Here is a 12,319-nt window from a genome sequence, read left to right on the forward strand (position 1 = left end):
CTCACCCGGGAAACGCGCCCGTGAACTCCTTGACGTCGAACTCCCCGCCCAGCGACGGCGCGAGCGACCGGCGCGCGACCGGCGCGAACTCCTCGGCGGACAACCCGCCCACACCGTCGGGGAAGACGCCGAGCAGCGGCGCCTGCGTGACGACCGGCAGGTCGTCCAGGTTGCAGCGCGCGGCGAGGTCCGGGGCGCTCGGCCACGCGCCGACGATCACACCGTCGCAGGCGATCCCGCGGCGGCGCAGCGCCTCCGCGGTCAGCGCCGCGGTGTTGAGCGTGCCGAGCCCGGCGTGCGCGACCACCAGCACGGGCGCGCCCAGCGCCCAGGCCACGTCGGCGAGCGTGCCGCCGTCGGGGTCGAACCGGACGAGCAGCCCGCCCGCGCCCTCGACCAAGACCAGGTCGTGTGTGCGGGCCAGGTCGGTCGCGGCGGCGGCGACCTCCGACGGCCGCACCGGCGGCATCCCGACGCGGCGGGCGGCGGTGTCGGGGGCGAGCGGGTCGGGGAAGCGCCGCAACTCCATCGTCGTCACCTCGCCCGCGAGCCGCTGGACGTCGGCCAGGTCGCCGGGCGCGCCAGGGGCGACACCGGTCTGGGCAGGCTTGAGCACCGCGACGCGCCGCCGGGCGGCGCGGGCGAGCGCGGCGATCCCGGCGGTGACGACGGTCTTGCCGACGTCCGTGCCGGTCCCGGTGATCACGAGGACACTCACGGGCAGCAAGGTTAGCCCTGTTAACCGCGCGGACATAGTCCGGCTGGGACACCACCACCGAAACCGGGGACGGCGGCGGGCCGCCGCCTACCCTGCCGCTGCCGCTGCCACCACGCCCGCGGTGATCGCGGCGACATCGTCGGAGGTGCTCACGTACGGCGGCATGGTGTAGATCAGGTCGCGGAACGGCCGCAGCCACACCCCGGCGTCGACGGCGGCCCGCGTGGCGGCGGCTATGTCCACCTGGTGGTCGAGTTGCACCACGCCGATGCCGCCGAGGACCCGCACGTCTCGCACCCCCGGCACGTCCGCCGCTGCCGCCAGGCCGTGGGTCAGCTCGGCCTCGATCCGCTTGACCGTGCCCCGCCAGTCGCCCGCCAGCAGCAGGCCGATCGACGCCGAGGCGACCGCGGACGCCAGCGGGTTGCCCATGAACGTCGGGCCGTGCGCCAGCACCGGGACCTCGCCCCGGGAGATGCCCTCGGCGACCCGGGATGTGCACAGGGTCGCGGCCATGGACAGGTAGCCGCCGGTCATGGCCTTGCCGACGCACAGCACGTCCGGGCTGATCCCGGCGTGGTCGGCGGCGAACAGCTCGCCGGTGCGGCCGAACCCGGTGGCGATCTCGTCGAAGATCAGCAGCACGTCGTTGGCCAGCGTGAGCTCGCGCAGCACGTGCAGGTAGCGGGGGTCGTGGAAGCGCATCCCGCCCGCGCCCTGCACGACCGGCTCGACGATGACCGCGGCCAGGTCGTCGGCGTGGGTCTCGATCATCTCGGCCAGGTGGGCGACGTAGTCGTGCTCGAAGTCGCTCGGCGGCGCCTGCGCGAACACCTGGTCCGGCAGCACGCCCCGCCAGAGGCTGTGCATCCCGCCCTCGGGGTCGCAGACGCTCATCGGGGTGAACGTGTCGCCGTGGTAGCCGCCGCGCCAGGTCAGCAGCTTGCGCTTGCCTGGTTTCCCGAGCGAACGCCAGTACTGCAGGCACATCTTCACGCCCACCTCGATGCCGACCGACCCCGAGTCGCAGAGGAAGACGTGCCGCAACGGCTCTGGGGTGATCTCCACCAGGGTGGTGGCCAACCGGACAGCGGGCTCGTGGGTGAGGCCACCGAACATGACGTGGCTCATCCGCCCCGCCTGGTCGGCGAGAGCGGCGTCGAGCACCGGGTTGCGGTAGCCGTGGATCGCCGCCCACCACGAGGCCATGCCGTCGACCAGCTCCCGCCCGTCGGCCAGCCGCAGCCGCACCCCCTCGGCGGCGGCGACCACGAGTGGGTCCTGGGTGCCGGGCATGGGCCCGTACGGGTGCCACACGTGCGCGCGGTCGAGCGCGATCACCTCGTCAGGAGTCACCGGGGCAGGCTAACCGACCGCTAGTCGACGCCTGCGAGTTCCTTGCGACGGGCCACAAGCCGGGCGATCTCCCGGCCATGGTCGGTCGGGACGATCCACTCCCCCGGCGGCACGGTGATGCGGACAGCGGGACCTGGGGTCACCGTGACGCGAAGCTCGCCGACTCCCGGAACGGGCAGGGTGGTGCGCCGGGCGACCATCACCTGCTCGACGGCGCCGACGCCGCTGAGCGCCACCATCGGTCGGACAAGGCGGAATGGCCCCCGGCCGCCGGAAAGCGTGATCCGGTCGTGGGCGACGAGCAGTTCCAGGCCGCGTGCGCCCCGCGCCTGCCAGGGCACCTCGACCGGCGAATCCGCCAACTCCGGGGTGTAGGGCTCAAGCACCCGGCGGCGGGCGTGCTCCCCCACGAACCATCCGCCCGCTCCCAGCGCCGCCGCGGCGGCGACCCCGATGAACCACGCCGAGGCGAGTCCCACGCAGGCTCCGCCCGCGGCGCCCAGGACGGCTGAGGCGACTGGCCATCGGCGGGGACGGAACCGGCGGGTTCGGAAGTAGGCGATTCCCGCTGCCAGCAGGAGGAGAGGCGCCGCCAGGCTAGGTGACCAGCCATCGGACACAGCGGTTGCGACAACACCCGCGACCGGGCCCGCGGCGATCACCAGGGTGAGGTGCGGCCGCACCCGACGCAGGCGCGCGCCAACGGTCCCGACCGGCTCCTGATCATCTCGCCCGCGCACGGCCGCAACGCTACCTAACGGAGCCGGGGAAACCCGGCATTCGAGGCTTCGCCACACCGCGCGTTCCACTTGGGGTGGCTTCTGCGGGGGCTGGGTGTGTTGGGTTGCTCGATGGGGTGGAGTGGTTTCTTCGGGGCCCCTACGAAGGAAGATCCCGTCGCGGGGAAAGACAGGTGGGGAGCCTTCGGCCCCACGACCACGGCGAGTTCAGGGATCTTCCTTCACCCCCGAAGAAACCACTCCACCCCATCGAGCACCGGGCGAGCGTAGGTGCGGCCTGGGCAGAAGGCGGATGTCCTGCTCCGCTCCCGCCGAGCACCCGGCGAGCCTCGGTTCAGCCTGACAGGTGCTCGGGTGTGCTCCTTGTCCCCCATTGAGCACCTGACACGGGCGGGGCTTGGTTGGCAGGCAGGCTGACTGGCCTGGCAAGTAGGCCTGCATAAAGGCCCACTCAACCGCCCAAGCCAACTCCGTGAAACTCCTTGTTTGCCGCCCCACAGCCCCACAACAAAACCCCACCCACCCTGGGGGCTGACCCCGCTCCAGTCTATCGCCGCAGGTCAGCGCGGGGAAGGGAATGGGTCGCGCCTGTGGATAACTTGCGATCATGGGGCGCATTCGGGGGGTGGGCAGACTCGCCTTCGCGGTCTCGTCCGGGTTGGGCTTCGGGGTGGGGCGACAGGGCAAGGGGGCTGGTGGTAGGCGGGGTCAGCCGTGGGGGCGCACTGGCAGGGCGCGTAGGCCGCGCATCAAAGTGCTGTCTCGCCATTTCAGGGTGGTGGCGGGCTCACCGCCTTTGGCGAGGTTGGGGAATCTGGTCAGGAGGGCGCCTAGGGCGATCTCGGCTTCCAGTCTGGCCAGTGGTGCGCCTACGCAGTAGTGGATGCCGTGGCCGAAGGCCAGGTGGGCCGAGGGCGCCCTGGTGACGTCCAACTGGTCCGGGTTGGGGAAGCGGTTGGGGTCGCGGTTGGCTGAGCTCAAGGAGACCAGGACCAGTTCCCCCGCCGGGATTTCCACGCCGGAGTAGGTGACCGCTTCTGCGGTGTAGCGCAGGGTGGCGAGGTTGACCGGGCCCTCGAAGCGCAGGAACTCCTCGATCGCGCTGGGGAGCAGGGTGGGGTCCGCGCGCAGCGCCGTGAGTTGGTTGGGGGATTCGAGCAGGGAGAGCACGGCGTTGCCGATCAGGTTGACGGTGGTGTCGTGGCCTGCCACCAGGAGCACGAAGACCATCGCGACCAGTTCTTGCTCGGTGAGGCGGTCGCCGTCCTCGACGGCGTGGATGAGGTCGGTGACCAGGTCGTCGGCTGGGGCGGCGCGTTTGGTGGCGATGAGGCCGGTCAGGTAGTCGGTCATCGCGGCGGCCGCTGCGCCGGAGTCTTCGGTCATGGGGGTGGCCACCAGGCGGGAGGTCCAGTGGCGGAAGGAGTCCCGGTCGGTGTCGGGGACGCCGAGGAGTTCGCAGATCACGGTCATCGGCAGCGGGAACGCGAAGACGTCCAGCAGGTCGGCCTCGTCGTGGGCGGCCAGGTCGTCCAGGAGGTCGGTGGTGATCTCTTCGATCCGGGGCCGCAGGCGCTCGACCCGTCGGGAGGTGAAGGCCTTGGTCACCAGCTTGCGCAGCCGGGTGTGGTCGGGCGGGTCGGTGTTGAGCATGTGTTCGGAGAGGACGCTCAGGAACTGGACGAGCGGGCTGTCCGAGGTGCGGTGGCGGGTGATCAGCTCCCGCATCACGGCGATGTCCTTGCGCACGCACGGGTCCGCCAGCGCCGCGCGGGCGTCGGCGTAGCGGGTGACCAGCCACGCGTGCACCCCGCCCGCGGTCAGAATCCGGCGGACCGGGCCGGTCTCGCGGAGTTCCGCGTACAGCGGGTAGGGGTTCTGGATGAAGCCCTCGTCGAGGGTGGTCGTCGTCGTGCTCATGACAGCCGCACCGGGAGGGTGCTCAGGGCGCGCACGATGGTGCTGTTGCGCCAGGCGAGGTCGCCCGGGTCGGCCGCGAGCGCCAGGTTCGGGAAGCGGGCCAGGAGCGCGCCGATCGCGATCTCGGCTTCCATCCTGGCCAGCGGCGCGCCGACGCAGTAGTGGATGCCGTGGCCGAAGGCCAGGTGCGCGGACGGCGGCCGGGTCACGTCGAGCAGGTCGCCGTCGGGGAATCGCTGTGGGTCGCGGTTGGCCGCGCCGATGGCGACCGCGATGAACTCGCCCTCGGGGATCGTGACGCCGCCGTAGGTGACGGGCTCGACCGTGTAGCGCATCGTGGCGAGGTTGACCGGGCCGTCGAAGCGCAGGAACTCCTCGACCGCGCCGGGCACCAGCGTCGGGTCGGCGCGCAGCGCGGCGAGCTGGTCGGGTGCGCGCAACAGCGCGAGCGTGGCGTTGGCGATCAGGTTGACCGTGGTCTCGTGCCCGGCCAGCAGCAGCAGGAACGTCATCGAGACCAGTTCGTGCTCGCTGAGCCGGTCGCCGTCCTCGACCGCCTCGATCAGGGCGGTCAGCAGGTCGGGCCCGGGGGCGGCGCGCTTGGCCGCGATCAGCTGGACCAGGTACGCCTGCATGGCCACGGCCGCGGCCCGCACCTCGTCGAACGGCGCGGCCGAGAGCAGCGTGCCGCTCCACTGCCGGAACGACTCGCGGTCGCCGTCCGGCACGCCGAGCAGTTCGCAGATCACCGTCATCGGCAGCGGGAACGCGAACGCGTCGAGCAGGTCGACCTCGTCGTGGCCCGCCATGTCCGCGAGCAGGTCGGCGGTGATCTCCGCGACCCTCGGCCGCAGGTGCTCGACTCCGCGCGCGGTGAACGCCTTGTTCACCAGCTTGCGCAGCCGGGTGTGATCCGGCGGGTCGGAGTTGAGCATGTGCGCTGCCAGGTCGGTGGCGAACCCCTCCCGACCGGGCCGCTCCGACTCGTTGTGCCGCTCCATCAGCGGCATGGCGCCCGCGAAATCCTTGCTCAGCCGGGGATCGGCGAGCGCGGCCCGCGCCTCGGCGTAGTCGGTGATGATCCACACCCGCAGTCCCTGCGGGAGCACGACCGGGCGAGCCGGGCCGGTTCCGCGGAGCTCGGCGTAGAGGGCGAACGGGTCCTGGAAGAAGCTCTCGTCAAGCTTGATGGGCGGGACGTCCTCGATGGCCGTGACGTCGTTGTCCAGCACTGAACATCATCCCCCTAGACCTCAGTGAACCCCGTTAACCACCACGGTACCGAGGATCACCCGAGGAAGGAGAAGATTGCGCCGAACGGGTGAACTCAGGACAGGCAGTTCGGCCCCAGCAGCGCCTTGAGGTCGCCCATCAGGGACGGCGACGGGCTGACCCGCAGGGCGTCGTCGAGCTTGAGCAGGGTCTGCCGGGGGCCGTTGATCAGCTTGAGGTGGACCTCGGTGGTGCCCGGGTAGGCGCCGAGGACCTCCTTGAGCTGCGCGACCAGCGGCGGGGTGCACTTGGTCGCCGCCATGCTCAGCCGGAACGGGGCGCCGTCGGCGTTGGACAGGTCGGGCACGGCGAGGTCGTTGGCGATCAGCGAGGTGCGGTCGTCGCGCTTGGCCACCCGGGCCTTGACCAGGACGATCGCGTCCTCCAGCACCCCCATGCCGACGACGGCGTAGGTCTTGGGGAAGAACAGCACCTCGATGCCACCGGCGAGGTCTTCGAGCTGCGCGGACGCCCACGGCTCGCCGTTGCGGTTCACCCGCCGGTTGACCGAGGCGAGGATGCCGCCGATCACGACCTGCGCGCCGTCGCCGACGCCGCCGTCGAGGATCGTGGTGATCGCGGTGTCCGACTGCGCGGCCAGGATGTGCTCGACGCCGTTGAGCGGGTGGCCGGAGACGTAGAGGCCCAGCATCTCCCGTTCCAGCGCGAGCTGGTGCTTGGTCTCCCAGACGTCGTCGGGCACCCGGACATCAAAAACACTGCGGATGCTGTCGTCCGCGCCCTCCGTGTCGTCGCTGCCCGCGCCGAACAGGTCGAACTGGCCGACCGCCTCGGCCTTCTTCGTCTCCATGATCGCGTCGATGGCGTCGGTGTGGATGAGGAACAGGCCCTTGCGCGGATGCTTGAGCGAGTCGAACGCGCCCGCCTTGATCAGCGATTCCACGACCTTCTTGTTGCACCCCGACGCGTCTACCTTGCGCAGGTAGTCGGAGAAGTCGGCGAACTCGCCCTTCTCGACCCGCGCCTTGATGATCGCGTCGACCACGTTGGCGCCGACGTTGCGGATCGCGCCGAGGCCGAAGCGGATGTCGCTTCCGACGGGGGCGAACTCCTTTTCCGACTCGTTGACGTCGGGCGGCAGGACGGTGATGCCCATCTTGCGGCACTCGGCCAGGTAGACCGCGGCCTTGTCCTTGTCGTCGCGGACGCTGGTGAGCAGGGCGGCCATGTACTCGGCCGGATAGTTGGCCTTGAGGTAAGCCGTCCAGTAGGAGACCAGCCCGTACGCGGCGGAGTGCGCCTTGTTGAACGCGTAGTCGGCGAACGGGACGAGGATGTCCCACAGGGTCTTGATGGCGTCCTTGGGGTAGCCGTTCTTCTCCATGCCGCCGGAGAAGTTGACGAACTCCGCGTCCAGGACTTCCTTCTTCTTCTTGCCCATGGCGCGGCGCAGCAGGTCCGCTTGGCCGAGCGTGTAGCCCGCCAGCTTCTGCGCGATCGCCATGACCTGCTCCTGGTAGACGATCAGGCCGTAGGTCGTGCCGAGGATGTCTTCGAGCGCGTCGGCGAGCGCCGGGTGGATCGGGGTGATTTCCTGCTGCCCGTTCTTGCGCAGCGCGTAGTTGGTGTGCGACTTCGCGCCCATCGGGCCGGGCCGGTAGAGCGCGCCGACCGCCGAGATGTCCTCGAAGTTGTCGGGGCGCATGAGGCGCAGCAGGTCGCGCATGGGCCCGCCGTCGAGCTGGAACACCCCGAGCGTGTCGCCGCGCGAGAGCAGCTCGTAGGTCGCCTTGTCGTCCAGGCCCAGGGTCTCCAGGTCGGGCACCGGCTTGCCGTTGCGCTCGATGTTGCGCAGCGCGTCATCGATGACGGTGAGGTTGCGCAGGCCCAGGAAGTCCATCTTCAGCAGGCCCAGCGACTCGCAGGTCGGGTAGTCGAACTGGGTGATGATCGAGCCGTCCTGCGGGCGCTTCCACAGCGGAATCGTCTCCATCAGCGGCTCGGCGGAGAGGATGACCGCGCAGGCGTGCACGCCCGCGTTGCGGATCAGGCCCTCCAGGCCCCGCCCGGTGTCGATGATCTCCTTGACCTGCGGGTCGTTGTTGTAGAGCTCGCGGATCTCGGTGGCCTCGTTGTAGCGCTTGTGGCTCGGGTCGAACAGGCCGTTGAGCGGGATGTCCTTGGCCATCACCGCGGGCGGGTAGGCCTTGGAGATCTTGTCGGCGATGGCGTAGCCGGGCTGCCCGTAGAGCACCCGGGCGGAGTCCTTGATCGCGGCCTTGGCCTTGATCGTGCCGAAGGTGATCACCTGCGCGACCTTGTCCGCGCCCCACTTCTCGGTGGTGTAGCGGATGACGTCGCCGCGCCTGCGCTCGTCGAAGTCGATGTCGATGTCGGGCGGGCTGACGCGGTCGGGGTTGAGGAACCGCTCGAAGATCAGGCCGTGCGCCAGCGGGTCGAGGTCGGTGATGCCCATCGCGTACGCGATCAGCGCGCCCGCGGCCGACCCGCGGCCGGGGCCGACCCGGATGCCGTTGTTCTTCGCCCACTGGATCAGGTCGGCCACGACCAGGAAGTAGGCCGGGAAGCCCATCTGCAGGATGACGCCGATCTCGAACTCGACCTGCCTGCGGTGCTCTTCGTCGACGCCTTCTGGGAACCGGCGGTGCATCCCCGCCCACACCTGCTCGCGGAAGAACTCGTCCTCGGTCTTGCCCTCGGGGATCGGGAACTTCGGCATCAGGTTGCGGAACTCGAACATCCCGCTGATGTCGACCTTCTCGGCCACCAGCAGGGTGTTGCGGCACCCCTCCTGCCACGGGTCGGACGAGTCGATCGCCCGCATCTCGTCCGGCGACTTCAGGTAGTAGCCGTCGCCGTCGAACCGGAACCGGGTCGGGTCCTGCAGCGTGCTGGCGGTCTGCACGCACAGCAACGCGTCATGGGCGGTGCTGTCGCTCTTGTACGTGTAGTGCGAGTCATTGGTTACCACGAACGGGATGTTCAGCTTGCGGGCGACATCCACCAGCCCGTCACGAACCCGGCGCTCGATGTCCAGCCCGTGGTCCATCAGCTCCACGAAGAAGTTGTCCGCGCCGTAGATGTCGCGCCAGGCGGCGGCGGCTTCCAGCGCTTCCTTCTCATGACCGAGCCGCAGCCGGGTCTGCACATCCCCGGACGGGCACCCCGTGGTCGCCATCAGGCCTGCCGAGTTCTCCGCGATCAGCTCCCGGTCCATGCGCGGCCACTTGCCCAGCTGGCCCTCCATCGAGGCCAGGCTGGACAGCTTCATCAGGTTGCGCAGTCCGACCGCGTCGCGCGCCCAGATCGTCTGGTGGGTGAACGATCCGCTACCGCTCACATCGTCGGACTTCTGGGCGGGGTCGCCCCAGCGGATGCGCTCTTTGGTGAACCGGGACGCGGGCGCGACGTAGGCCTCGATCCCCAGGATCGGCTTGATGCCCGCGTTCTTGGCCTGCTTGAAGAAGTCGTAGATGCCGTTGGTGTGACCGTGGTCGGTGATCGCGACCGAGGTCATCCCCAACCGCTCGCACTCGGTGAACATGTCCTTGAGCTTGGCCGCTCCGTCGAGCATCGAGTACTCGGTGTGCACGTGCAGGTGAGCGAAGGATTCGGCAGCCACCGCGCGATCCTCTCATGGTGCCCGCCGCGATCTGTGGAGGACGTGCCGGGGCGCGCTCGGCTCCGAGCGCGAGCCGAAGAGGACTCGGCGACTCGGTCGTGACTCAGTCATCCAACAGCAGGTCGCGGTCCCGCCAGGCCATCCGAAGCAGCACCAGCGAAGTCGGCGACAACCGTGAGCCGAGACGTTCGATGGCCCGTCCCGTGAACGGCACGCCGACGCCACCGCCCACGGTGACGAGTTCGCCCTCGTCGTTGGTCGGGACCAATCCCGCGAACAAGGTGTCGAACACCTCGTCGTCCACCACGGCGACCGTGCGCTGGCTGACACCGAGCGTCAACGGGTCCATCACCAGACCGTAGTGCCAGAGGCGGAACCGGCCCTCCCCGCGCGCCTTCTCGAAGGAACGGAACGGCTCGTCGGCCGCGTAGTCGATGGACCGGACGCCACCACCGTCATGTTCGGGATTCCCGAGAAGTTCCTCGGAGAACTCGCGCATGATGTTGCGCCAGAGGGAGAAATCGTTGCCCACGTCGGCTTCCGCGACCGAGGACGGCTGAAACTCTCCGGAGGGCACGAGACTGCAAAGTTTCCCGCCGTCCGCGACCGCGTTTCCGTCCCGCCGATGCACGAGGAACCGATGCTCTCCCCACCGGTCACGGCGAATGGTGAGGGTGCTGATTCCAGGCGACATTGGCAATCCACGTGGATCGAACGGATCGGCGATCGACCTCCGCAACGGCAACTCTTCCCAATCGGGGAGACAGCCGCCCGCGGCCAGCCAGGCCCGCCTGAACTCATGGGCCAGAGCCTCCTTGACGTCGAACACCTCAAAGAAGGTAGTTGTCCCAAAGGTAAGAGTCAGTCCGTTTTTCGTGTTGACGTCCAGCAAACGATAGGACAACCGGTTCTCGAACAGACGCGGCCGCACAAGATCACGAACGGCCCGGCTGTAACCGGCGTATCTTCCGCCACCGCCATTGAGGGGCAGCACATGATCATGTGCGCCCGCCAGCGACGGCGTCGCGCCGACGTCGAACGAGCGCGCCAAGCGCACCTTGTCCAGCGCGATCGGCTTGCCCAGCAGCCAACCCGGGCCAGCCAGCACCGGCCCACGGTCCGCCCGCCACGAGGACGGATACAGATCCGCTGCCCGGACGGAGATCTTGCGTCCGCGCGCCTGTCGAATCCGAAGCCACTCGTCCTGACTGGCCCGAACGTCCTCAGGGAGCACGTGCGCGGCATCCGGGACAACCCGAACCGCCGTCGGCGTCGCGCCACCCAGCGAGGACGCCACCGTGGCCACTCCGTCGGCGCCGAACACCCGGAGCAGGTCCTCCCTGGTCAGGCCGAGCAACTTCGCGAGCTTGGGCCAGAGATACGGCAGCGGAAGACCTCTTCCCGACTCCCAACGGTGAATAGTGGTGCGGTCCAAGTGCAGCGCTTCCGCAAGCCCTTCCTGGGTGAACCCACTCGCTTTGCGAAGCTGTATGAGCTTCACACGCTTCGTCCCAGCCTCCATCGCCCCCTCCTTCGTCCGGCCCCAGCGACCCGACAACAGCGCCACAGGTGCCACATACGTGCGACATCGACACCACATCGGTGCGCATCGACGCACTGCCGAATCGCCGAACGCCCCACCAAGGTCTATGACATCCCGACAGACGGTACCAGCGGAAGGCAAGCGAATGGACTTGTACGACAACCGACTGAACACCACGAATTGGGCCAAGATGTGCGGTGGCGGCAACGGCGAAGACGAGAACACCGAGGCGTGCGTCGAGTACGCCGAGATTCCGGATCACGCTCATGCCATAGTGATTCGCGACAGCAAGAATCCGCACGCAGGCGAGCTTCGGTTCACCGGTGACGAAATGCGCGTGTTCGTCATGGGATACGCGGCGAGACACGGCATCACCCTGTAACGGGCGCAAACTCTCCGAATCACAGTCGCGGCCCTGTTTCGCCGCAGCCCTCGGTGTCTGCGGCAGAATCAGGGCATGCGTTTCCGTCCTGTTTCGCCTGACGTGCTCGCCGGTGAGCTGACCGCGCGGATCGACGCGCGGGAGCGCGCGGGGTGGACGCGGGTGATCATCGACGGCGCCCCGCCGACCGAGCCAGGGGTGCTCGCCGACGCGCTCGGGGAGCGGTTGCGGGTGCTCGGGCGGCCGGTGCTGAGGGTCTCGGCGGCGGACTTCCTGCGGCCCGCGTCGCTGCGCTTCGAGCGCGGCAGGCACGACGCCGACGCCCGCTACGAGACCTGGCTGGACGAGGGCGCGCTGCGCCGCGAGGTGCTCGGCCCGCTCGGGCCCGGCGGGTCGGGCCGGGTGCTGCCCGCGCTGTGGAACGCGGCGACCGACCGCGCCACCCGGGCGGATTACGCCGTCCTCGGCGACGGCGGTGTCCTCCTGCTCGACGGCGAGTTGCTGCTCGGGCGCGGTCTGCCGCACGAGTTGTCGGTGCACCTGTGGCTGTCCGCGCCCGCGCTGGCCCGGCGGCTGCCCGGCGGCGAGCACTGGGCACTGCCCGCGTTCGCCCGCTACGACGCCGAGGTCCGTCCCCTGCACACCGCCGACGCGGGCGTGCGCGCCGACGATCCCCGCCACCTCGCGTTGCTGGACGACGCCCCGGTGTGAGGTCGCGCTCCGTGCGGATTCGATCACCGAAACCGATCTTGCCCGTGTCGAGTCCCGGCTTCCGCCGCGAGCG

The 12,319-nt window shown here is 69.5% G+C and carries 9 protein-coding genes; 2 read left to right on the forward strand and 7 right to left on the reverse strand.

The window, feature by feature from the left end:
- Position 1: 1 nt before the first annotated feature.
- From bioD to BLS56_RS04155, 7 genes are all read right to left on the reverse strand, one after another.
- Positions 2 to 718 (reverse strand): dethiobiotin synthase, encoded by a 717-nt coding sequence (bioD, locus tag BLS56_RS04125; RefSeq protein WP_228771334.1) that lies wholly within the window; start codon positions 716 to 718, stop codon positions 2 to 4.
- An 87-nt stretch (positions 719 to 805) separates the two neighbouring features.
- Complete coding sequence (locus tag BLS56_RS04130; protein WP_091448246.1) at positions 806 to 2,074, reverse strand: adenosylmethionine--8-amino-7-oxononanoate transaminase; 1,269 nt, start codon at positions 2,072 to 2,074, stop codon at positions 806 to 808.
- Positions 2,075 to 2,094: 20 nt separating this feature from the next.
- Positions 2,095 to 2,814 (reverse strand): hypothetical protein, encoded by a 720-nt coding sequence (locus BLS56_RS04135; protein WP_139190506.1) that lies wholly within the window; start codon positions 2,812 to 2,814, stop codon positions 2,095 to 2,097.
- 708 nt (positions 2,815 to 3,522) lie between these two features.
- The gene (locus tag BLS56_RS04140) at positions 3,523 to 4,734 is read right to left on the reverse strand and encodes a cytochrome P450 family protein (protein ID WP_091448250.1); all 1,212 of its coding nucleotides are present in this window, start codon (positions 4,732 to 4,734) and stop codon (positions 3,523 to 3,525) included.
- Positions 4,731 to 5,966: a cytochrome P450 family protein gene (locus tag BLS56_RS04145; protein ID WP_228771335.1), complete on the reverse strand. Its 1,236-nt coding sequence runs from the start codon at positions 5,964 to 5,966 to the stop codon at positions 4,731 to 4,733. The genes BLS56_RS04140 and BLS56_RS04145 overlap by 4 nt, the downstream gene beginning before the upstream one ends.
- A gap of 95 nt (positions 5,967 to 6,061) precedes the next feature.
- The gene (gene dnaE, locus BLS56_RS04150; RefSeq protein ID WP_091448252.1) at positions 6,062 to 9,610 is read right to left on the reverse strand and encodes a DNA polymerase III subunit alpha; all 3,549 of its coding nucleotides are present in this window, start codon (positions 9,608 to 9,610) and stop codon (positions 6,062 to 6,064) included.
- A 103-nt stretch (positions 9,611 to 9,713) separates the two neighbouring features.
- Entirely contained in the window at positions 9,714 to 11,132 is a 1,419-nt protein-coding gene (locus BLS56_RS04155; protein WP_091448254.1) for a helix-turn-helix domain-containing protein, read from the reverse strand.
- A 166-nt stretch (positions 11,133 to 11,298) separates the two neighbouring features.
- Between BLS56_RS04155 and BLS56_RS30395 the strand changes: the two genes are divergently transcribed.
- Together BLS56_RS30395 and BLS56_RS04165 are read left to right on the forward strand one after the other, a co-directional pair.
- The gene (locus BLS56_RS30395; RefSeq protein ID WP_228771336.1) at positions 11,299 to 11,535 is read left to right on the forward strand and encodes a DUF397 domain-containing protein; all 237 of its coding nucleotides are present in this window, start codon (positions 11,299 to 11,301) and stop codon (positions 11,533 to 11,535) included.
- Between the two features lie 75 nt (positions 11,536 to 11,610).
- Entirely contained in the window at positions 11,611 to 12,246 is a 636-nt protein-coding gene (locus BLS56_RS04165) for a nucleoside/nucleotide kinase family protein (protein WP_091448258.1), read from the forward strand.
- Positions 12,247 to 12,319 lie beyond the last annotated feature (73 nt).

The organism is Actinokineospora iranica (assembly GCF_900101685.1).
GTDB classification, from domain to species: domain Bacteria; phylum Actinomycetota; class Actinomycetes; order Mycobacteriales; family Pseudonocardiaceae; genus Actinokineospora; species Actinokineospora iranica.